Annotated in this window: 21 protein-coding genes; 14 read left to right on the top strand and 7 right to left on the bottom strand. The window is 38.3% G+C overall.

The features are described from left to right. Position 1 precedes the first annotated feature (1 nt). The gene (locus GN303_RS07345) at positions 2-382 is read left to right on the top strand and encodes a peptidoglycan-binding domain-containing protein (RefSeq protein ID WP_110438503.1); all 381 of its coding nucleotides are present in this window, start codon (positions 2-4) and stop codon (positions 380-382) included. A gap of 8 nt (positions 383-390) precedes the next feature. Then, complete coding sequence (locus GN303_RS07340) at positions 391-1,101, top strand: glycoside hydrolase family 19 protein (RefSeq protein ID WP_110438502.1); 711 nt, start codon at positions 391-393, stop codon at positions 1,099-1,101. A gap of 298 nt (positions 1,102-1,399) precedes the next feature. Here the strand turns inward: GN303_RS07340 and GN303_RS07335 are convergent, their stop codons facing one another. Both GN303_RS07335 and gap read right to left on the bottom strand, forming a co-directional pair. Next, positions 1,400-2,626 carry a phosphoglycerate kinase gene (locus GN303_RS07335; RefSeq protein ID WP_110438500.1) on the bottom strand — a complete coding sequence of 409 codons (1,227 nt, stop codon included), beginning with the start codon at positions 2,624-2,626 and terminating at the stop codon, positions 1,400-1,402. After that, a complete protein-coding gene (gene gap, locus GN303_RS07330) occupies positions 2,626-3,651 on the bottom strand; it encodes a type I glyceraldehyde-3-phosphate dehydrogenase (RefSeq protein ID WP_110438499.1) in 1,026 nt (341 codons plus the stop codon). The genes GN303_RS07335 and gap overlap by 1 nt, the downstream gene beginning before the upstream one ends. A 432-nt stretch (positions 3,652-4,083) precedes the next feature. On the opposite strand from gap, the gene GN303_RS07325 reads away from it, so the two are divergent. Both GN303_RS07325 and hemA read left to right on the top strand, forming a co-directional pair. Further along, positions 4,084-4,539, top strand: coding sequence for a hypothetical protein (locus GN303_RS07325; protein ID WP_110438498.1), 456 nt, complete (start codon positions 4,084-4,086; stop codon positions 4,537-4,539). Positions 4,540-4,658: 119 nt separating this feature from the next. Next, positions 4,659-5,885 carry a 5-aminolevulinate synthase gene (gene hemA / locus GN303_RS07320; RefSeq protein ID WP_231504020.1) on the top strand — a complete coding sequence of 409 codons (1,227 nt, stop codon included), beginning with the start codon at positions 4,659-4,661 and terminating at the stop codon, positions 5,883-5,885. 44 nt (positions 5,886-5,929) lie between these two features. Here hemA and GN303_RS07315 read toward each other — a convergent pair whose 3' ends face one another. Then, entirely contained in the window at positions 5,930-6,694 is a 765-nt protein-coding gene (locus tag GN303_RS07315) for a DsbA family protein (protein ID WP_110438497.1), read from the bottom strand. A 179-nt stretch (positions 6,695-6,873) separates the two neighbouring features. On the opposite strand from GN303_RS07315, the gene GN303_RS07310 reads away from it, so the two are divergent. The 3 genes from GN303_RS07310 to GN303_RS07300 all read left to right on the top strand — a co-directional run bounded on the left by GN303_RS07310 (position 6,874) and on the right by GN303_RS07300 (position 9,974). Continuing rightward, a complete protein-coding gene (locus GN303_RS07310) occupies positions 6,874-8,397 on the top strand; it encodes a gamma-glutamyltransferase (RefSeq protein ID WP_231504019.1) in 1,524 nt (507 codons plus the stop codon). A gap of 176 nt (positions 8,398-8,573) precedes the next feature. Next, a complete protein-coding gene (gene recA / locus GN303_RS07305) occupies positions 8,574-9,602 on the top strand; it encodes a recombinase RecA (RefSeq protein ID WP_110438496.1) in 1,029 nt (342 codons plus the stop codon). A gap of 129 nt (positions 9,603-9,731) precedes the next feature. Beyond that, the gene (locus GN303_RS07300; protein WP_110438495.1) at positions 9,732-9,974 is read left to right on the top strand and encodes a hypothetical protein; all 243 of its coding nucleotides are present in this window, start codon (positions 9,732-9,734) and stop codon (positions 9,972-9,974) included. A gap of 401 nt (positions 9,975-10,375) precedes the next feature. Here the strand turns inward: GN303_RS07300 and GN303_RS07295 are convergent, their stop codons facing one another. Next, entirely contained in the window at positions 10,376-10,837 is a 462-nt protein-coding gene (locus tag GN303_RS07295) for a RidA family protein (RefSeq protein WP_110438494.1), read from the bottom strand. A gap of 14 nt (positions 10,838-10,851) precedes the next feature. Beyond that, the gene (locus GN303_RS07290) at positions 10,852-12,411 is read right to left on the bottom strand and encodes a TSCPD domain-containing protein (RefSeq protein WP_110438493.1); all 1,560 of its coding nucleotides are present in this window, start codon (positions 12,409-12,411) and stop codon (positions 10,852-10,854) included. Between the two features lie 305 nt (positions 12,412-12,716). Here GN303_RS07290 and GN303_RS07285 point away from each other — a divergent pair, with 305 nt between their 5' ends. The 6 genes from GN303_RS07285 (at position 12,717) to GN303_RS07260 (ending at position 17,087) form a co-directional block, all read left to right on the top strand. Beyond that, on the top strand, positions 12,717-13,085 hold the full coding sequence (locus GN303_RS07285; RefSeq protein ID WP_110438492.1) for an NADH-ubiquinone oxidoreductase subunit NDUFA12 family protein: 369 nt from the start codon (positions 12,717-12,719) through the stop codon (positions 13,083-13,085). Positions 13,086-13,100: 15 nt separating this feature from the next. Further along, positions 13,101-13,634, top strand: a complete 534-nt coding sequence (mlaD, locus tag GN303_RS07280; RefSeq protein WP_110438491.1) for an outer membrane lipid asymmetry maintenance protein MlaD — start codon at positions 13,101-13,103, stop codon at positions 13,632-13,634. A 29-nt stretch (positions 13,635-13,663) separates the two neighbouring features. Beyond that, a complete protein-coding gene (locus GN303_RS07275) occupies positions 13,664-13,885 on the top strand; it encodes a hypothetical protein (RefSeq protein WP_110438490.1) in 222 nt (73 codons plus the stop codon). Then, the gene (locus tag GN303_RS07270; RefSeq protein WP_110438489.1) at positions 13,882-14,409 is read left to right on the top strand and encodes a DUF2155 domain-containing protein; all 528 of its coding nucleotides are present in this window, start codon (positions 13,882-13,884) and stop codon (positions 14,407-14,409) included. Before GN303_RS07275 ends, GN303_RS07270 begins: the two co-directional genes overlap by 4 nt. Positions 14,410-14,497: 88 nt before the next feature. Then, complete coding sequence (locus tag GN303_RS07265; protein ID WP_231504018.1) at positions 14,498-15,019, top strand: disulfide bond formation protein B; 522 nt, start codon at positions 14,498-14,500, stop codon at positions 15,017-15,019. A gap of 34 nt (positions 15,020-15,053) precedes the next feature. Then, positions 15,054-17,087, top strand: a complete 2,034-nt coding sequence (locus GN303_RS07260) for an NAD(+) synthase (protein ID WP_110438488.1) — start codon at positions 15,054-15,056, stop codon at positions 17,085-17,087. A gap of 92 nt (positions 17,088-17,179) precedes the next feature. On the opposite strand, the gene GN303_RS07255 is transcribed toward GN303_RS07260, so the two are convergent. Beyond that, positions 17,180-18,250 carry a TIGR04086 family membrane protein gene (locus GN303_RS07255; RefSeq protein ID WP_110438487.1) on the bottom strand — a complete coding sequence of 357 codons (1,071 nt, stop codon included), beginning with the start codon at positions 18,248-18,250 and terminating at the stop codon, positions 17,180-17,182. Between the two features lie 206 nt (positions 18,251-18,456). Then, positions 18,457-21,546, bottom strand: a complete 3,090-nt coding sequence (locus GN303_RS07250; protein WP_110438486.1) for a glycosyltransferase — start codon at positions 21,544-21,546, stop codon at positions 18,457-18,459. A gap of 279 nt (positions 21,547-21,825) precedes the next feature. Between GN303_RS07250 and GN303_RS07245 the strand changes: the two genes are divergently transcribed. Further along, entirely contained in the window at positions 21,826-23,370 is a 1,545-nt protein-coding gene (locus tag GN303_RS07245; RefSeq protein WP_110438485.1) for a calcium-binding protein, read from the top strand. Positions 23,371-23,436: the final 66 nt, after the last annotated feature.

The following is a 23,436-nucleotide window of genomic DNA, read 5'->3' as shown; positions in this document are numbered from 1 at the left end:
AATGCGTAACATTCGTCATTCGGTTGGGCGTAATGCTGTAAATAACCGTCAAGATGTTATAATTGTACAGTCGTTACTCAAACGGCATGGTGCATCATATATTGATGTTGATGGAATATGTGGTTCGCTTACAAAAAAGGCAATCATTGAGTTTCAGAGTAAATTTTATACACATCCTGATGGTGTTATAACACCCGGTAAAAAAACTTCAATATACTTGAATAATTTTACGGGTTTGCTGACCCAAGATTCTTCAACCTCGCTTGCAATAAATCATGCTGAAAGGAAACTGTCATCTATTCAACCCTGGCAAAAAGAAGGAGAAAAGCAAAAGGGCTCCGCAAGTGAGGCAACAATAATGCCGTTTATCCTCAAATTATAACGATTGGTATGCTGGATGCTGTAAATCCATCAGGTAAAGGAAAGAATGGAGTTAACGCTACAGCATTGCCTTACCTTAATAGAAATGCCAATCATTTTAATATGACAGATAAGCGGGAAATTGCTTATTTCCTATCTCAGATATCTGCTGAAAGTGGACTTCAACCAATAGCGGAAAATTTAAATTACCGTGTAAGTGCAATGCGCGATAAATTTGGTTACCAAGCATTACGGATGTGTAAAAAAAAATTATGCAAAAAAATAAGAGTCCGAAGAGATAAATTGTGGACACAAACTTCTCATTATGCTCATCATCCACAAGCATTAGGTAACTATGTATATGCTGATCGTATGGGGAATGGTGATGAAGCAAGTGGCGATGGATATAGATATAGAGGCAGGGGGTTTCTTCAAATAACAGGCAAAAATCTGTATAGAAGAATGCAGGATTATCATCATCAAGAATTTCCCGATGATATTAATAATTTATTAAACAATCCTGATTTGGTTGCAGATAGAAATCATTATGAATATGCTGTGGAGACAGCATTTGTTTACTGGTTTGATATTGCAAATGTTCATGATCTTGCAATTTCAGCAGATGCTACAGTCAAGGCCGTAACACGTAAAGTTAATGGAGGCCAAAATGGTTATCAGGCAAGATTGAATGCATTTAATCGTTTGGCAGATTATTTAGGGTTAACCAAGGCTAGTCAATAGATTTAAGTAAAAAGATTTCAGTTAACAAGATCGCAAAAATTATTTTAGGATTATTTATATTTCCATTTTTTCCAATTCATGGAAAACAAAATATTTTTGTTATGTTAAAATGGCATAATTTTCATAGAGGTTTAACAGATGTTGATAGTTATAAAACCTATACTTATACTTATGAAAAATATAAAACTGCTATTGATATTAAAAAATTCATCGGGAATATGATTGTCATATTTCAAGTAGAAAAACAAAAAAGACTGAAAAATCAGCCTTTTTTGTTTCAAAAGTTTTTTTAAAAAACCTATAAAGGCATTGTTTCTTGAGCTAATGTTGTTAGGGCGACAATACCTGGAAGAGCTTTACCTTCCAGCCATTCAAGAAATGCGCCACCAGCGGTTGAAACATAAGACATTTCATTGATAACGCCAGCATGTTTTAAGGCAGAAACCGTATCACCGCCGCCAGCAATACTTTTAAGCTTGCCAGCCTTGGTTAATTTGGCAGCTTCTTGAGCCACTTCATTGGTTGCCTTATCAAAAGGTGTGAATTCAAAAGCACCCAAAGGCCCGTTCCATACCAAGGTCTTGAGCTCAGCTAGATACTTGTTAAGTAATTTCACCGTTTTTGGCCCAACATCCAAAATCATTTGGTTATCGGGAACGGCATGGACATCAACAGTTTGTGTCGCTGGATTATTTTTTAATTCAGCGGCCACAACAACATCTACAGGTAATAGAATTTTACAATTTTGTTCTTTTGCCTTTTCCATGATGTCACGAGCTGTTTCATGCATGTCGGCTTCCTGCAGGGATTTACCAGTCTTGACACCTTGAGCGGCAAGAAAGGTATTGGCCATAGCCCCACCAATAATCAATACATCAACCTTATTGATCATATTGGAAAGCAAATCAAGCTTTGTGGAAATCTTTGACCCGCCGATAATGGCACCAACTGGACGGTCAGGATGTTCCAGGGCGGCATTCAATGCATTTAATTCAGCCTCCATTAGACGACCTGCAAATGAAGGCAGGAATTTGGTAACACCCTCGGTTGATGCATGGGCACGATGGGAGGCTGAAAAAGCATCATCAACATAAACGTCTGCCAAAGAAGCAAGCTCTCTAGAAAGCGTTGGATCATTCTTTTCTTCACCAGCATGAAAGCGGGTGTTTTCAAGTAAGAGAATATCACCGTCTTTCATTGACGTGACAGCTTTCTGGGCATCAGGGCCAACACAATTATCAGCAAAAGCCACAGGCTGTTTTAAGATATTGGATAAAGCTTCACCGACTGGTTTTAAAGACATTTCTGGAACCACCTTGCCTTTTGGACGGGCAAAATGGCTGCACAGAATAACCTTTGCACCTTTTTTAACCAGTTCCTTGATGGTGGGGACCAAACGATCCAGACGCGTTGTATCGGTAATTCTGCCATCATGCATGGGGACATTCAGATCCCCGCGCAAGAGAACTTTCTTACCTTTGCAATCAAGATCATCAAGGGTTTTGAAAGTTTTCTGTTCAACCATTATTTTGCATTCCCAAGGGCAACAGCTGTATCAGTCATACGGGTTGAGAAACCCCATTCATTATCATACCAGCCAGCAACACGGATCAATTTACCATTGTCAATAAATCCGGTTTGTGTTGCATCAAAGGTTGAGGAGTTAAAGCAATGGTTGAAATCAGAACTTACGAGTGGTTCATCATTATAGCCAAGAATACCCTTTAGCTCGCCTTCGGCCGCTTTTTTGAAATAGGCATTTAACTCTTCAACAGAGGCGGGTGTTTTGGTGGGAACAAAGTCCAAAGCAACATAAGAAACATTAGGTGTTGGAACACGAATGGCAATTCCATCCAGTTTCCCTTTTAATTCGGGAATAACCAATGCAACGGCTTTTGCGGCACCAGTTGTTGTCGGAATGATGTTTTGTGCAGCGGCACGGGCACGATGGAGATCTTTATGTAATGTGTCAACCGTGCGTTGATCACCTGTGTAAGAGTGGATGGTCAACATGCTGCCCCGTTCAATTCCGATTGTATCCTGAAGAACCTTTGCGATAGGAGCAAGACAGTTTGTGGTACATGATGCATTGGAAATGACAGTCATGTTGCCATTGATAATTTTGTGGTTAACACCGTAAACAATGGTTGCATCAACATTTTTTGCGGGGGCGGAAACAAGAACCTTACGGGCACCAGCCTGAAGCAATGCACTTGCGGCCTCCTTGCTTGTGAAACGTCCTGTGCATTCCATTGCAACATCAACACCTTGTAATGGAAGTTTTGTTGGATCTGCTTCGGCTGTAATTTTGATTGGGCCAATTTTACGTCCATTATGTGTTGTAATGGTCATTGTATTATTTTCGACTTTAACATCTGCAGGAAGACGACCGTGAACCGTATCATAACGGAGAAGGTGAGCATTGGCCTCTGGGCTGCCAAGGTCGTTAATCAATACGACTTCCGCATCAGTGCGTTCGGTTTCAATGATGCTGCGTAGTACCAAGCGACCAATACGTCCAAAACCGTTAATTGCAAGTTTAATAGCCATGATTGTTAAATCTCCCTTTAAGGTTAAAAAGATTTTCCAAGGCGAATCGTCTTGTGAAAATTAATATAAAAACTTTTCTTCGTCTTTAACTCTATTTAATCACGTTTTTTTGATAACGTGAATATTAATCTTAATAATTTACCACAAATTTGATCTTTTGTTAGCTTTTTTAACAATATGCTAAATGAGGTTGTGATTGCACAGAATTATCAATCTTTTATATGAATCAAGTGTAGGATCAAATTTTTTTAATGAAATTTTCATGTTAATAGCAGCCTTAGTTTACGGTTTATTTCGGGTAATTGAATAAATTCGATTATTGAATAACAGAAATATAAGGGTAAAGGATTTCTTTATATTGTAAAATCAATTATTAAGGTTTAATTGAGATTGTTAGCGTTCTTTTCCAACTTTGCACTTTAAGTCAATTTTATGATCAGTCATTTGCGTTATGTTTCCTTGTTATTAAGTGGTTTTTTTTTATTAAGTTCTTGTAAGCTGGTTGATCAAAGGACTTTTAACCCGAGTGCAGGACGTAGGCCCGCTCCTTATATTCCCCCGCCTTCTCCACCTCCACCTCCTCCGCCCGCACCACCGATCGAAATTGTAGAGGGAACGCCCCAGGATCAATGGGAAAAACCTTTGACAAATTTGGTAAAGGATGCGTTGTCAAGAAAAGCGGATGCCTTGTTTGTTATTACTTCTGTCACCCCAATTTCATCTGATCCTGTAATGCAGCAGGAGCAAATGACTAATATTGCAGCGCAAGAAGGCAGGGCAATTGCAAATGAAATAATCCGAGCGGGTGCCAAGGCGGAGCAAATTCAAATGAATGCCAAGGCAGATGGTGGAGTCAAGAAAAATGTTGTCCAAGTCACTATACAATAAGGTTATTGGATAATTTTTAATATGTTCTATATGAGGACGTAATGGATTGGTTATTCAGACAATGTTTTGTCATGTTGAATCATTTAAATCCCGAGGGATTTAAAATAGGAGAATAGATTGTGTCAGAACCCATAATATCTTCACATCCTTTTTATGCCTATTGCAAAGAGGCGCTTGGAGATATAGAGAAACAGGGACGGTATCGGCGTTTTACCCCATTAAGTCGTCAGTCAATGCATTATCCTGTTTATGATAGAAAGATTAATGCAAAAGAGGAGACCCCGATTATAGCCTGGTCAGCCAATGATTATCTGGGTATGGGAATTGAACCTGAAGTCATGAATGCCGCCATTATGGCTATTCAAAAATATGGTGCAGGTGCAGGTGGGACAAGAAATATTGCCGGAACCCATCCCTTGCATGAAGCGCTCGAGGCTGAACTTGCAGACTTGCATGGTAAAGAGGCGGGTTTGTTATTTGTATCAGGTTATGTATCAAACCAGGCGAGTTTGCAAACTATCCTAACGAGTATGTCCGGGAACTGGATGACCTTTTCCGATCAGCAAAATCATAATTCTATGATTGCTGGTATAAAAGGAGCTAAAAATGCTGATTGTGTGGTTTTCAAACATAATGATTTGCAGGATCTTGAACATAAACTTGCAAATGCTCCAAAAAATGTTGCCAAACTGATTGCTTTCGAAAGTGTCTATTCTATGGATGGCGATATTGCGGATATCGGGGCCATCTGTGCATTGGCACACAAATATAATGCCTTAACTTATTTAGATGAGGTACATGCTGTCGGTTTGTATGGAAAAGAGGGTGGAGGTGTTTCTCAAAGGGATGGTGTAGCGAATCAGGTTGATATCATTGAAGGAACCCTTGCAAAGGGCTTTGGTGTACATGGGGGATATGTAACGGCGAAACGTGAAATTATTGAGTATTTACGATTGGCTGCGGCTGGATTTATTTTTACGACTTCCCTACCCCCATCTGTTGTGGCAGCGGCATTAAAAAGTGTTCGTTTGGTTCGTCAGCAGAATTGGCGTCGTGAAAAATTGTTTGAGCGTATTCATACGTTTCAGGAAAAATTGAGACAGGCCAATATTCCTTTTATCGAGACAAAAAGCCAGATTGTACCCGTAATTATTGGAGAGGCTGAGTTATGCAAAAAAATAAGTCAACGTTTATTGGATGAATACAAAATTTATGCACCACCAATAAATTATCCAACCGTGCCCAAAGGAACGGAACGATTGCGATTGACTCCCAATCCTTATCATACGGATAAAATGATGGATGATATGGTAGATGCCTTGAAAGCTTTGTTACCTAAAAAATGAATTTTAAAGGCGATTTGCGGGTCGCCTTTAGTTTGGCTATGATATTATTTATTAAGTTTATCAATAACTTGTTCAAGATTGTCATAGCTTATTGCACCTTGAATGATATGTTCACCATTAATGATCAAGGCTGGAGTACCTTCAATACCAAGATCATGAGTTAATTGAAGGTTGCCGTTTAAAGCGTTGGTGACGGAATCCGCTTTCATATCGATTACCAATTGATCGGCGTTCAGTTTAAGTTTCTGTGCAATAGATTTGATTGTATTAAGGTTGATATCTTCTTGACTGGTCATCAAGGAGCGCATCATTGCAACATAATTGTTTTGTCTAGTTGCCGCAATTATGGCCTGAGACTGCAATTTGCTGTTTTCAGAAAGGATGGGAATGACTTTTAAGATTATCTTGACATCCTTATGTTTTTTGACCAGATCGATTAAAATAGGCAGCATTTTTTTACAGTATCCACAATTTGGATCGTAAAATTCAGTAATGGTTGTAGTTGCGTTTGGATCGCCCATCAGTCCGTCAGTGGGTAGCTGACGTAACAGTAATCCTTTTTTCTCTTTTATTGTCTGGGTAGAAAGTGAAGCGCGTTGTTGCTCTTTCTTTTTCATCAGGGTTTGAATTCCAGTTTCTAATAGGGTTGGATCATCTTTTAGAGCCTGTCTGACAATGGAAATGATTTCTTTACGTTGTTGGGATGAGAAAGTTGCTGCTGGATCTTCACTATGACCAATGACAGGGAAAGAGATAAGACAGGAGAGTAATGAACCTGTCATCAAAGGACGAAAGGATAATTTTTTCATAAAGCGTTTTCCGATTGGTAAAATTGGGATTTTATCATATGGATGGATAATATTATACAGAATTGTAATTGTTGTGATATAAAATGAATCTCGATAGAGTATGGCTTGATAATTTGAGTTAAATATAACTTTCGAACCCTATTATGGTATTATTGATTTTTTAAGTGGAGCGCTGCCACGTGTCAAAACGTTATCAAATTTCAAAAGGTCGTGTTGAGGCAAAGACAACAAAATTTACTCAAAAATTCAGGGACGGATCAAGGCAAAAGATAGTTTTGTTTAAGAAGGCTGTTTGTGGTTTGGCCTTGGCATTTTCAATAACGGCATGTGGTGGGGATCATCACGAGAAAAAACTATCAAAATCTGCAAATTTGAATCATCGTGTAACAGGATATGTGGGGAGCGTTGCTGCAGATGAACCACAAGCCGCCATGTTGGCGCGGGATATCCTGATTCGTGGGGGAAATGCGGCTGATGCAGCTACGGCCCTAGGTATGGCATTGACAGTAACATTGCCTTCCCGTGCCTCGCTGGGAGGAGGTGGAGCATGTCTGGCGTATCATCCAGGACAGCCGGCACAGTCAATTATTTTCCTTCCTCAGGCAGGAAGAAAACCTTCCAGTAATAGTGATCGTCCAGCTGCGATTCCAATGATGGCAAGAGGATTATATTTATTACAAGCAAGTTACGGCAAGTCAGATATTAATGATATTTTACGGTTGGTTGGTAATTTGGCAGGAAATGGTGCTCCTGTTTCTGACACGTTGGCGAGTGATCTGGCAGCTGTTCAGCAGCCCTTATTTGAAGATTCTGCCATGCAGAGAGCATTTACAAACGCAAATGGACTTCCTCTTAAGGCTGGGGATATTCTATATCAGCCTCGTTTAAAGATTATTTATGACCGATTGATTAGTGCAGGTATTGCAGATCTTTATATTGGTTCTCTTGCAAGAAGTTATGCCTTGGGATCCCAGATTGCTGGGGGTGGTCTGTATAACGAGGACTTTAGAAATGCCCTGGCTGTTCAAACCTCAGCTTTGTCTTTGACACAAGGACAAAATATTACATATTTTTTATCTCCTCCTGCAGATGGAGGTCTGGGTATGGCAATGGCGATGCATAATGGACAAAATATGGATAATGTTGCCCAGGGTACAGTTGCAAAATGGCGTGCAGAAAACAGTTCTACTTATTTGAAGTCATCCATTGAAGGAATGACAAAAAAAGCTCAAGACTGGCTTGATAATGGGAAGGCGGGCACCGGCAGTTTGCCAGCATTGCCTGCATCTACATCTTTTGTAGTTGTTGATCGTGATGGGGGAGCCGTTTCTTGTGCCTTAACCATGAATAATTTATTTGGTACAGGACGTATTTCTGGAACAACCGGTATAGTTATGGCTGCGTCTCCTCGCCAGTTGCCGCCACCTTTGTTAACGGGATCGATTTCAACATATAAACAGCGTTTTATTGCAGGAGTTTCTGCCTCTGGACAGAATGATGCAGCGCAAGAGGCTGCCGTGACCATGAATTCTTTTTTGAACAAACAAGGAAATAAACGGGAAAAGGGTGTTTCATTACCGAATTCGAGCGGCTCAAAAGGACGGGTAAATGCCGTTTATTGTTCTGATGGGTTGCCAGGAAATGACAGGCAATGTCATGCTTATACAGATCCAAACGGTATGGGATTGGCAATTAGCCGTTAAGATAATTATTGCTGTTATGGATCATTGATATTTTGATAAAAATACCAATATTGTAAATGTAAATATTGTATTTTTATCTTTTAAAATCTTCAAAAGCAGCAATAAATGTTTAACTGGGGTTAATCTGAGGATTTACGGTCCCCACGTTATTTATTTATAAGGAAATTCTAAAAATAATGGACAAGAATAAAGCATTAGAAGGAGCTTTGTCTCAGATTGAACGTGCCTTTGGTAAAGGTTCAATCATGAAGATGGGAGAGCAGTCTGTCGTTCAAGTGGAAGCAATTTCAACAGGCTCGATTGGTCTGGATATTGCTTTAGGAATTGGTGGTGTTCCTCGTGGACGTATAGTTGAAATCTATGGTCCAGAAAGTTCCGGGAAAACAACAATGGCGTTGCATATTATAGCCGAGGCTCAAAAAAAAGGTGGTACATGTGCATTTTTGGATGCCGAACACGCTCTTGATCCCATTTATGCGCGTAAGCTCGGCGTTGATATTGATAATTTGCTCATCTCTCAACCTGATGCCGGGGAACAGGCATTGGAAATTGCGGATACTTTGGTTCGTTCTGGCGCTATTGATGTCTTGGTAGTGGACAGTGTGGCGGCATTGGTTCCCCGTGCAGAGTTGGAAGGGGATATGGGGGACAATCATGTTGGATTACATGCCCGTTTGATGAGCCAGGCCTTAAGAAAATTGACCGGATCTGTTTCTCGTTCTAATACCTGTCTGATTTTCCTCAATCAAATTCGTCAAAAGATTGGTGTTATGTTTGGATCGCCAGAAACAACTACAGGCGGAAATGCATTGAAGTTCTATTCTTCTGTACGTATGGATATTCGTCGTATCGGTCAGGTGAAGGAAAAGGACGAAATCACAGGAAACCAGACGCGGATTAAGGTGGTTAAAAATAAAATGGCTCCTCCTTTCAAGCAGGTTGAATTCGACATTATGTATGGAGAAGGAATTAGTAAGATGGGAGAATTGATAGATCTGGGTGTAAAAGCAGGGATTATTGAAAAAGCGGGTTCATGGTTTTCTTATGACAGTCAGCGTATTGGTCAGGGACGGGAAAATGTAAAGCAGTTCTTGCGAGAGCATCCGGAGATAAGTCAGGTTATTGAGCAACGTATTCGTGAGCATTCTGGTATTATTGGTGAAGGCTCGATGGATGATATGGCTATCGGCACTGATGATTTGTGAGATAGCTAGTTATAGTTGTTAATTTTCTTCATTTATCAATTTGTTGTATAGAAATTGATAAATTTAATAGTTTATGATTATTAAATGTTGCATTCAAATGATCTAAATGGAGAAAATTAAAAATGGAATGTGAATAAAATTAAGTGGCAGGGTTTATTAACGCAGACAGAAGAACTCGCTAAAAACTTTTTTATCCTTCCCTTTGCCCAGATGATTCAGGAGCATGACGTATTCAGTCATCTTGGGGTTACGCCAGAATATAATTGCAGATACGGTGTTAAAATGGATGAAAAGATGGATTTTGTGACCTTAAAAGATGAAAAAAATCAAATTTTAATTGAATGTAAAAAATTGGCGATGATCTTAATATAAATACAGGCCTCACAACTTCACGGTATTTTTCAGTAACGGAAGCTCGTATAGTCATTCTTGCAAATGGCAGGGTATATAGATTTTTTGCAAATTTAGATGCACCTGATAAAATGAATAATGAATTGTTTCGATATTTAAAAGGTAATCTCTCAGCAAATTGTAGCTCTAAAAAGAATTGTATGTCGAGATATAAAAAGTTATTTTGATATTGTTATTAGATAATATTCATAAATCGGTATGCTGATTGCATTTTAAATATAAGTATAATCCTGTTTGATGAGAAAAAAACAGAAACATGATACTTGCAAGAAACTCTGGATAATATATTTAAATGCATACTAGATATATATACAGAGTATCATTAACTATTATACTCGTGTAGATTAACTGGCAGAATAGATTTATTTCAATTCAAACCAAGCTTCAACCTCAACACAGGCATCCATTGGTAAACATGCTACACCAAAGGCAGAACGTGCATGTCGTCCTTTGTCTCCAAAAATTTCTACAGCTAGATCTGATGCTCCATTCATGACAACAGCCTGCTGGGTAAATTCCGGTATGCTGGCAATGAACCCCCCCAGGCGGATTAATTTGCTGATTTCATTTAACTGTCCAATAGCGGCCTTGGCCTGTGCTAAAATATTGATCATGCAATAGCGGGCTGCTTGTTGCCCAGTTTTAAGGTCAATGGTAGCGCCCAACTTTCCGGTTGCAAAAAGTTTCCCGTCTATAAAAGGAAGTTGACCAGAAATAATCAGGGAATTATTGGTTTTGATTGCAGGAAGATAATTTGCAACAGGGGCTGTCGGGGTAGGAAGTTGAATTCCAAGTTTGGCAATGCGTTCCTCAATAGATGACATGTCTTGATCCTTTCTCAGCTTACAAGTTTGAATTTTGAATGTTTCCGTGGGGAAGAGTGAGATTGATTCATTTCTTCCTCTGGTAGATCCAAAGGCAGCATGGGGAGTTTTTCCTCATCAGACTGTAAATTATTAGGTGCGTCAGGTAAAGGCTGCTTTAAATAAACATCTGATAATAGCCGGAAGCTATAATCCAGAAACGAGGTCGCGTAAATCGCTCCTGGATCCCCTTCAACGGTTCCGGCAATGCCGAAGCGGCTATAGGCAAATGCGGAAACGAATTCCTTTAAAGGAACCCCATATTGCAGACCAATGCTGACAGCCTGGCCAAGACTGTCTAACAAACCTTTAACCATGGCATTTTCTTTTAAAGGCGTAATTGATATCTCACCAAGCTTGCCATCCTCGTATTCACCTGTACGCAAAAACAATCCACGTCCAGCAATGCTCGCTTTTTGTGTAATTCCTTTGTGACGTGGTGGAAGAGGTTCTCGAATTCCCCGGGGTAATATGGTTTTTGAAGCGAGGGGATATTCCATTGGATGGGGACGGGGGGGCATTGAAGTTGTAAAACCGATCAATGCCTGATGCATTGCGCAATGCGCCTGATGAGAAGGGGGTTGAAGTATCAAATTTCCCGATAGGGTTGCAGCCAGTGCACTTTCAGGAGTTAGTTTTTGTTTTGCCATTCGTGCAATAGTACTTATTGCCAGATGTCCGTCTTCGGTAACAGGGGAAAATATGGGGGCAAGTCCACATGCTTCTGATCCTAGAAATAGGTCTTCAGGTCCGGGGATTGAGAAACTGGTTTCTATTCTGGGTAGAGGTAAAGTTTTTTCCTCAGAAGCAAGACTCCATATTTCTTTAGCAAGGGTAGTTAATTCTGGTAATGCATTCCAGTCTGGTGACAAGGGAAGATAATCAGATCCACAACCTGCAGTTGAGAGTAAGGTTGCAAAACAGGTAAGGCAACAAGCCACATCCCGTCCTTGGATACTGTCATATTCCAGACCGAGTTGTGCAAGACAGGCATCTAAATTGGTAAGATAAATTGTCCCGGCAATATTGTGATATGATTCTACATTTTCAGAATTTACAGGCTTTTGCTTTGGGGAAATCTGCAAATCTGGAAAGGGGAGTTCACTGTTAATGAAATTGAACTGTTGCTTATAGAGAATACGGATACTATCGATAACAATTTGCAGAACTTTCCGATAAGAATGCGCGTCAAACCCTGTTTCAGTTGACGCAAAGGTAGCCAAATTTATGGTAAAGGCGGGTTTTTGACTGTTGTCATTTTGCCAAATACGTTGATTGGGACAGGCCTGTTGGTTTAGCAGAATTGTTTCCCAGTCATAAACTGTCCAATTTTTGATCCCTGCATTTGCCGCATGATCACAAAGAGGCAGTAACCAGTTGGCAGTGATTTGATCTGTTTTAACAGAGGAGGATCCCAGTTGATAGGATGAGCATAACTGTAGGATCGCTGTTGCAGTTTGATCCTCCCATCGAGCGGGCATGGTTACTGAATAAAGAGATGCGTCGGGATCAATCGCGGCTTGCAGATTACGCATCCTGACGCCATTCCAAATATGTCTTGTGTTCATAATAATCAAGTTTACATTTTTTTTGGAATGTCGATAAGCTGAATAAATAGGTAAAAAGTTATACAGGTATCTGTATTCAGTGGATATTGTGGATAAAATTCCGGTTTAGTTTGTTTTCAATTTTTTATTTATCTTAGGATGTAATCTTTTGATTGTTCGCTTTAATTAGAATCCAATTTAATTTTTTTTGTGATTTTTATGGAAAAAAGGTATATGGTTGTTAGAAGTTATTTGATAAAGATACTACATAATTATTTTGTTTGAATTATATTATGACAACACTTGGAACGCGTTTACACACACTTTTAAAAGGACGTTTGGTCGGGAAAGATTCTGATGGACGTTCCTATTATGAATCTCGCAAACTAAACCGTCTTGGCGGAGGTGAACGTCGTCGTGAGCGGTGGGTTATTTATAAAAAAGGTGATGATCCCTCTGCAGTTCCCCCAGAGTGGTGGGTCTGGCTACATTATGAGGCGGATGCACCAGTTCCGGTATCAAAGCGTCATCCTTGGCAAATTCCCTATCATTCCAATTTAACCGGAACAGCCAAGGCTTATCATCCACAAGGGAGCGATTATGCCGGTGGTCAACGAGCCAAGGCTACGGGTGATTATGAAAGCTGGATTCCTGAGGTTTAGTTGAAAAGATAGTTCATGGTATTGACGCCCTCTCAAAAAACACAACAAATAATTGAACTTGTCACAGGTTTGATAGTGTTGGTTGTTTTTGTTGTTGCTGTTATCATGGCTATTATTGGACATGGGCAGAAAAATGTTGGGGGATATCCGTTATGCGCATCGTTTAGCCAGATTGACGGACTGGAAGTTGGTTCAGACGTAAAATTGGCAGGGGTGAGCGTAGGTCAGGTTATTCAGGAAAAGGTTGATCCAAAGAAATTTAATGCAGTTGTAACTTTTACGGTTCGGCCAGATGTAAAATTACCAGTTGATACGGCGGCAATTATTACAAGTGATAGTTTGCTAGGTGGAAAATATATTGATCTTTCTCCAGGTGGTGATGAAACAGTTCTTAAACCTGGTCAGTTTCTGACCCATACCCAAGGGGCTATCAGTTTGCAACAGCTTTTAAGCAAATTTATTTTCTCTGTTACAGATAATATGAGTAAGAATGAAAAGAAAAAGGCGGACAATTCTGCTGATCAATTTCATAATAATGAATTACATTGACTAGTTTAAGAATTTAAGGGTTGGTTAAGATGAAAACAGAAGCGCAAACATCTTCATTAAACTGGCCTCAATCTGATGGAAAACCTGTAACCTGCAAAGAAAAATTAAAAATTCTGGAAGAAAATAAAACCGAGTTAACACAATTTATGCAGGATGTATTTGAGGACGCATTGCTGATTGGAGTAAACGAAGAATTCATGCGGGATTTTCTAAAAGATATGGTTGATCAATTACGGAGTCCGGTAAAATGAAAAAATATTTTTGCTGTTTAGCTGTTGCCATACTGGGAATAGGTAATATTTCAAACAGTTTGGCTGAAACCAGTAAATCAGCAAAACAAAATTCCAATGTTGCTGAACAGTGGATAAGACAATCCGAAGCTGTTGTTCGAATTTTGAATAAACTTGAAGCTCATACTGAAATTTTAAATATACCGGTTGGACAATCAGTGCGATACCAGACCCTGACAATCGAGGCTCTTAATTGTGTAATACGTCCTCCCTCAACACCTTTTGATAGTGCCGCCTTTCTTCAAGTAACAGATACAAAATTAACATCTATTCATTTTGCCTCATGGATGTTTTTATCTGAACCTGGAATAGCTGTTTTTGAGCATCCTCTATATAATATAAGTGTTGTTGGTTGTGCGGGTACTCCAATGAATGATCCCAAAAAGGTTGAAAAAAAAGAGGAAAAAAATATACAGCACCCTGTTGAGCAATCTTCAGAATCAATTGAAAATTCGTTAGAGAAGTCTTTGCAATCGCAACATTAAAAAAAATATGGTAAACTCGCTTTTTTATAAAGTTTATTTCATATTTAACCGTTTATTATTCATATATAAACCAGTCTAGGTATCAGTCGTGACCAATTATAATAAATATTATATGAAAACGATTACCGCAATTTTCTTTATATTGGCAGGCGCATTCGCTATTGGTGCGGCATGGTTTTTACAGCATGTTTTGCATATGGTTCCCTGTGGTTTATGTTTATTGGAAAGATGGCCATATCGTTTTCTGATTATTTTGGGTGTTTTGGGTATTTTTATTCCAACACGATATTTGACCTTGATTTTATGGGTTGGATTTATGGTTTTGTTAATGAGTATTGGTATTTCCTGTTTACATATTGGGGTAGAACAGGGATGGTGGGTCAGTCCGTTACCTGAGTGTAACGCCAATCTTATCGCAACGGACAATCTTGCCGATCGACTTGGCGCTATGCCGGATCGTCCAGGCAAACCCTGTGATATCGCTTCTTATCCTTTTTCTTGGCTGCCAGTTTCATTGACAATGCTAAACGGATTATATTCCCTCTTTCTATTTGCTATATTGATTTGGCGGTTGGTTGAAGAAAGACATAATCGTAGAATATATTTCTAGATCCTTAAATTATATTTAGTATGTGAGATTCTTCTTGAAAAATTTTTACTCGTTGTATGAACATAACCTTGCCCGGGTGGGACTATGCAATTTTACAGTCTGTTTGGCAGATCCTTATTCGAACAGCGAGAAAATAATTCAACTGGCTTTAAAGGCCCATCAGGAATGCGTTGCACTTTGTGTTTTTCCTGAATTGTCTCTGACGGGATATTCAATTGAGGATCTCAGGTTACAGGACAGCCTGTCAAATGCTGTTAAGGAAACTATTGAACTGATATGTGATGCAAGCCAATCACTTATGCCTGTTCTCATATTTGGAGCTCCTGTTGTTTTTAAGGGTGCTTTGTATAATTGTGCGGTTGTTATTCATAAAGGTAAGATTCTGGGAGTTGTTCCCAAATCCTATTTACCTGGTTACCGGGAATTTTATGAGGCCAGGCAATTTGTTGATGGGCAATTAATTGTCAATGAGTCCATAGTTTTTAACAAACAGAATGTTCCTTTTGGTGTTGATCTGCTTTTTAAAGCAGAGGATTATCCCGATTTGCTTATAGGGACGGAGATTTGCGAAGATTTGTGGGTACCAATTCCTCCAAGTAGTTATGCCTGTATGGCTGGTGCCACCGTGATTGCTAATCTTTCGGCAAGTAACATAACTGTAGGTAAAGCGGATCAGCGTTCTTTGTTGTGTCAAACGCAATCTTCACGTGGAATTTGCGCTTATCTATATACTGCTGCAGGAAATGGTGAATCTACAACGGATCTTGCCTGGGACGGACAACTGTCAATTTTTGAAAATGGTGAACTTCTGGCGCAAACAGAACGTTTTCCAAAAGGCGATAATTTTCTATATGCAGATATTGATCTTGATTTGATACGTCAGGAACGGTTGCAACGAGGAACATTTCATCAGTACTATGCAAAACACCCACCTTATCGTTTGATTGCATTCAAATTGCAACCTTCAAATGACACCATAGGGCTTCAACGTCCCTTGGAACGTTTTCCCTTTGTCCCTTCGGAAGTCCATCGGTTGGAACAGGACTGTTATGAAGCCTACATGATTCAGGTTTCAGCGTTGAAACAACGTATTCAAGCCAGCAAAGCCCAGCGAATGATCATTGGTGTTTCTGGAGGACTTGATTCGACGCAGGCTTTGCTGGTTGCTGTACAGGCTGCTGACGATCTCGAAATGGATCGACAGTCTATTTATGGGTATACAATGCCGGCATTCGGAACAGGCAAAGAGACGAAAAATAATGCCGAATCATTGATGAAAAGCCTTGGTATTCATTGGGAATGCTTGGATATTTCTGATACAGCCAGACAAATGTTAAAAGATATAGGACATCCTTATGCAGAAAATAAGCCTGTATACGATATCACCTTTGAAAATGTCCAGGCGGGATTAAGAACAGATTATCTGTTTCGTTTGGCCAATCTGCATAATGGTATTGTTGTTGGGACCGGGGATCTATCAGAACTGGCGCTGGGATGGTGTACTTATGGTGTAGGGGATCAAATGTCCCATTATCATGTCAATGCTGGATTACCCAAAACATTAATTCAACATTTGATACGATGGGTTGTTCAATCCAGATTTTTTTCAGAGGAAACTGGCAGGGTTTTGCAGGAAATCTTGAATACTGAAATCTCGCCAGAACTCATTCCTGCAAAAGATGCAAAATCCATTCAAAGTACTGAATCGATAATTGGACCATACGCATTGCAAGATTTTAATTTATATTATTTTCTAAGATATGGTCTAAAACCTTCAAAAATTGCTTTTTTGGCCTATCATATATGGTCAAATTCATGCAAGGGGAGCTGGCCTGCAGGTTATCCTGATACAAAAAAAACCGATTATAATTTATGTGAAATTAGGCATTGGCTGGAAATATTCATTAAACGGTTTTTTGCTTTTAGCCAATTCAAACGATCAGCCATGCCAAATGGTCCCAAGATTCTTGCAGGAGGAAGTCTTTCTCCACGGGGAGATTGGCGTGCCCCTTCAGATGGAAATGCGAATATATGGTTAAGAGAACTTGAAAATGTTCCTTTCGATTGATTTTGTTCAAAAGGTTTAAAAAGTAAAAAAACTAGTATTTTTGGAAATACTAGTTTTTTGGTTATTTTTTAAAGATTAAGCGATATTGTTATTTAGTGATTATAATTATGATGCTCATTATCAGTAGTTTGATTTTCTAGTTTTCTGCAAACGGTTCTTTGCCCCAATAATCCACAAGCGGTACTAACCAGTGCACCAACTAGCAAGGCGATAAAAGACCAGAATGAAAGACGTGCGATGGCTTTGACAGTCATATCCGCTTTTTCTTTAGCCTGTTCTTTCCATGTGTTTAATTGTTCTTTTGCTTCCTGAAGATTGTTTTGCAAATCATTCAATTTATTGTTTGCTTCTTGTACTGCCTGGTTATGCATGGCAATAATATTGTCAACCGAACGTTCTGCCTCTTTAGGGGTTAAATTAGTATTATTGGCAATTGCCTTTTCTACATCATTACGATCAATGGACTGATAGATGTTTTCGGTACGGGTTTTAAGGTGGCTTATTAAATCAGAAAGAATCTTGTCGGAATTATTTGGGTTGATGCTAATTTCCTTGATAGCATTTTTGGCTTCTTTTTTAACTTCCTTAAATTGTGAGGATAGATAGTCTGGATGTAAAGCTGGAATATCACTTTTTTTCAAAGCCTCTATCACATTTTGATTAAGTTGTTGATTATTCGCATTTGATTTGAAATCAAAATTTTTCAGAGTGTTTTTGCTAAGATCAAAAATTCCTGAAATACCATTTTGTGATGCAGAACCAATGCCGCTTAATAGGGAACCTGTAGATGAGGTCACTGTTCCGATTGTTCCCCCGATCATGGTAAGGATGGAACTTAAAATCATGCATCCAATAATAATGGATAAAATAAGCGAAGTGGCCCAAACAAGGAATCCATGAATGAGGCCATTTACGCCAGCCAAGCGTCCAGTCACAAAAGCGCCACATGCAAGGCTGAGGATAATTGAAACTACAGTCCAGATTAAAACTGTTGTTCCTGCACCATTAATAATATCATCGGATTTAGGAGACAGCATTGAAACACCCAGGCTGCTTCCCAAAATAAAAAGAAGAAAAAATACTGCCATAACTGTAAAAATACCAGCAATAATACTTCCCCAGCATATTCTTTTTTTATTTATATTATTATTTTGATAATCCATTATTACGCTCCTTAATAGTTATTTATTAAAAACAATATTAGCGTAAATAAAAATCTTATCTATTCAATAATTTTATTTTTTTTATTTGTTGTTTTAAAATCACTAAAATGTAATATTTTATTTTAGTGATTTTATATTAAAATATTATAAAGTAATTTAATGTAGTTACTAACTATTTATTAATAATATTAAATGAGTTTAAGAAATTATTGTTTTTTATTCCAGGGTGAAATTTCGGGATAAACCAGGTCAAGCCAAGGATGTCTATTTTCAAGATGAGAAACAACCTTGGGTTTGTGGGTATTTTGTTCAGTGAGTACATTGGTCATTGATGCAAAATGTGCCCTATATTCAGCAATAGTATTGGTTACCTGTTTTCCGCTGATACCCATTTCAGCAAGGGAGCACCACATATCAAAATCCTCCCACCCCATTGCATCCCGTTTTACATAAAATCCACCAGCTGCAGCCCAGGCCCATTTGGCAATAAGAACCATTGCGTCAATATAGTTTCCAACGGTGAGGCGTAGGGGATTAAAGGGAACGTGCCCTCCAATGGCCTCTCCTGCGCCAAAATGCTGTATTTCTGGATAGGCATAACCAATATTCGTATTCTGTATGGCCTGTAATAATTTTTCGCATGTGTCAGGCATTAAACGATTATCCGCATCCAATTGCATGGAATACAGTGTTTCACTGGCTGCAATACCAATATTTCGTGCGCCTCCCAAACCGACATTATTTACTGATTGATGGATTTGCAATCGATTGAATCGATGCTTGTGATTTATTGACCATTCAAGAATTAGGGTGATTGATTCGTCAGACGAACCATCATCAACAATAATCAAATCAATATCCTTTAATGTCTGAATAAAAACGGACTCGAGTGCCTCCAGTATATATTGCTCATAGTTATAGGAAGTAATGACAACCGTTACCTCAGATTCCCGCAAGTTATCATGTTCAAAAAGAATGTTGCTGTGTGGAATGACGGGTAAATTGCGAAGGTTATAGTTTTTGCGTGAAATAATAGTTTCCGCTGCCTGTGCTGCGCCTTTTTCATTAACCAAACTTAAAAGCATTGTATCGCAAAGTTTGGATTGACGTTGCAAACTGAAATTCCATAAAACGGCATGATATGCATTTTGCGCCATTTCTTTTCTAAGTGTTTTATTGTCAATAAGCGATAGTAAATATTCTTCCCATTCTTTCGCGGTAGATGCCAGATATCCAGTAACACCGTGTTGAATGCATCGTTTCAATGGTTGGGTTGGTGAAACGATTGAACAGACATTTGCCAATGCAGCTTCAAAATATTTAAGCTCACTTTTTGCATTGCAGAAAACATTGTCAATTTCCAATGGGGCAATTGAGATATCAAATCTTGCCAACTCTTGGGGAAGTTTTTCCAGGGGTACGGTATCGCGCCACTCGATGAAATTTTCATAATTTTTCAGTTCTGGAAATTCATTCATATGCAAAATGGGACGGTGATTTATGGGTTCCCTGAATAAAACAAGGCGTACATTGGAACGTTGTTGAAAAATTGAAATGAGTGCAGGTATGACAAGGGCAAAATCACGCTGATGTGTTCGGGTGCCGCTTGCATAGCCAATCCGGATGTAATCATCATTTTTTGTTGCTTGAACAATACGGGCGGCAAATCGTGATAATTTTACGCATTCATCATCAAAAATATTGGGTAGGGTATATACTAATGGGCCGGCATGTCTAGGAATAAGTTCCTGCGCCATATGTTCACGCATTTCCTTTGTAGTTGCAATCGCAAAGTCTGAACGCATGAGGGTTTGACGCATGTTGTGAAATGTATGGGCCGTTTTTGCCTCGGTTGTACCAATGGTACGTATACCATCTATGATCTCAATATGGGCAAAATGGGGTTTAAAGACAATATCGTCGACATCAAAGGCGGTTAATTTATTATATTCCTTGCTTAGTTTCAGAATTCCATCAATGTGACCGCTAAACTCAACACGCCATAAAATGATGATATCAGCCCATTGTATATCGTTAACGCTAACATCAGCTGCGTTTGAAACCTTAGCTTCATGACCGGCCATAATGCAAGCTTTGGCATTACGATAACAACGATAAATTACACCCGGTGTATCGGGTTCTCCAGCAACAAAAAGAATTTTTCTTATGGGATTATAGGAATTGTAATCAGGCCTGGCAAAGTAATTCAGGCTATCCATTGAATGTAAAGAATTAGAACTTTGAGGGGAATTTCCGATAATGTTATCTTCTTTATAAAATTTTCTTTTAATTACATTTATAAAATTAGGAGCATCTATATACATTTTTATTTTGTTTTTGATATATTTTTTGACGAATACAGGAGTTTTTCTTTTTAATTGTCTATAGATTATTTCCGATATACTTTTTGGATATAAATTTTTAATAGATATTAATTTTTTATTACATCCATTTTTGGCAACCTGATTGGTTAAATCTTTTAATATCTTGTTTTTTTCCCTGATTTTTTGGGTTTGATTTGCAATTTCCTTTTCAGAATATTGAAGTTTTCTGCCCAATAAATTTTGTTCAATTTTTGATTCCAGAAATAGAGATGGCGTTGATGCTTCGTTTTTTTTATCCAATGAGTTATACATCGACCAATATTGGTCAAAAAAAGCACATTTTTTTTGGAATCGTTGTGCCAGAACAGGTGAGTAACTGAGGTCAAAGAGATTTTTTAACGAAAAAGGAACCGCTGTACCAGTGTAGAGAATGGTCAGTCCAGAATAATGATAAAAATCAAAATGGGGATATTGTGTCTGCCATGCTGTTATGATCGAGGAGTTTTCCTTGGCAATTGAATGATCGCTAAAGATATTATCAATAACAATCGTGGTATTCTCAGGAAGTTTTTCATATAGCGAATTTATAATGGGTGCTTTTTTAAGGGATTGGTTCAGACTGTTGATGAAAATACAATCGTAATCGGAAATATCAGGTTTGATGGGTAGCAAGGTGTTCGGATATGAATAGGGGCTTTCTTTCTTTTGTTTTTCACTGAAACATTGACTGGATAGTTCAAAACTATCAATAATTTCGCATATATTCTTATGAATGATTCTTTCAATATCATTATCAAATATTGCAATTTTTTTTGGTTTTAGGTTTGTTATCAACCATACGAGAATAGAATAATGGTGATGAATTTCATTTTTTAGAAAGGGAATATGAAAAAACAGATTCTCATTATCGTTTTTTAAGAGATCTTTTAATGAACTCGTCTCTTTTTCTTGTAAAGGTTGATTTTTTATCATGATATATAAGCCTGGAATTGATTAACTATATGAATTATGTTATAATAATATTGTATATTTGAAGTATACAAAGTATGATTTTAAGGTCATAATCCTATCATAAAATTGAATAAACGATTTGTTTTTAAGTTTGATTTAACATTAGTGTTTTGTTACAACATACAATGTTGCAAGTAAAAAATAAATTTGACAATTTTTAAGTAATATTTTACTTTTTTAACAAAGTAGAATTAATTTTGATAAATTATAATAATTTGGATATTTTAGAGTAAAGTAGAGATGGCAATTATAACGGTTCCAGGTGGTTCAGATTCTTCTATAGCTGTGACTGTAGATGGTTCTCAGGCCTTAGCACTGGCTAATCAAATCAGAGATGATATTGTAAGTCATTATTATAAAACTGACAGAGATATTGATGTTACTAATTTTTATAACGGGGATGATATTTCTCCATTAGCATCACGATCAAATCTTTTATTTGACGGCGTTATCAGGAACGGAGGTGTTTATAACGTTAAGGATGGCGTTAATTTCATTACCGTTGGAACGCTAATCAAGGACGGACAGAAACTTGATGCCAATGATAAATTTGATGCAAATAACTTTAGATTCCTAAATGAACCCGTAACGGTAAATTCAGCAATGAGCGCCAATCAGTACGTTCGTGTATTGGCGGGGATTGATGCTCAAGTCACTTATAAGGCGGGCAAGGAAAGTGGGCAATTTGCTGGCGGATCCAAGGATCATCCAATCAATTTTATCGGTAACGATCAAGAGGGTGGTAGATGGCAAATAGCAACTGGTGACGGAGATGATACCATTGCCTCCGGTTCAGGAAATAATGTCATAAATGCGGGTGCCGGCAAGAATAAGATAACTTTGGGAACAGGTAATAACCAGGTTACTTCGGATGGACAGGATACAATCACCGCGCCTAATGGTGGTTTTAATTCTATTACCATTCGTGGCGGTCATTCATTGATCAATATTGGTGACAACAGTCTTATCAATGATGTAAGTAGCAATAACGTTATCACTGTTGGGGGTGGAAGTACCGTTATTGGTGGTAATGCAGGCAATGTTACATTTAATGCCGCTTCTAATGATGGCCATAATAACAATCATAACCGCAACGAATTTTTGGGTGGTCAAAATAACACGATTACAGCTTCTACGGATAATTTTGATGTAATTCATGGTGTTAACAATACATTCAATATCAATGGTAGTTTCAAGTTCTTCAATGGTACAGGCAATACGAATGTTACCCTAACTGGTGGGCAGAATATAACTACACAAACTCAAATATTTGGTGCGGATGGATTAAACTTCCACCTGACAGCAAAAGATGTTAATGATCCAAACAATCCAGTTCTACTTGTCGCTGGTGGTGGTGGAAACCAGACATTGGATGGTTCGACATCTTCTTCGAATCTCTTGATTTACTCTGATTCAACCAAGGGTGCTACAACACAACTGCTCGGTGTTGGTGGTGCTGGTAATGATACTTTGGTTGGTGGTGTTGGCTCAAATACATTGACTGGTGGTGAAGGTAACAACTTGTTTATCTTTACTAAAGATACAGATCAGGGTGGTAAGACATTAATTACTGACTTCTCCAAATCCAAAAATAATATGGTTGAATTCCTCAACTACGGATTTAATAGAAGTGATGTTGATCGTATTCTTCAGAATGCGCATCAGGATGATAAAGGAAATGCTGTTCTTGATCTTGGTAACCATCAATTGATTCTGCAAGGTGTTTCAGTTAAGGATCTTAATGGAACACAGTTTACTTATATCAATGATCCAGTAAAAAAATAAAAGACTAAATCTATATTTGGTCTTTTCGAAAAGCTTGCTATTTTATAAATAGTAAGCTTTTCTGTT

Source organism: Commensalibacter melissae (genome assembly GCF_009734185.1).
Classification (GTDB): Bacteria; Pseudomonadota; Alphaproteobacteria; order Acetobacterales; family Acetobacteraceae; genus Commensalibacter; species Commensalibacter melissae.
Note: the sequence above shows the minus strand (reverse complement) of the source record. Positions and strands in the feature narration are given on the sequence as shown.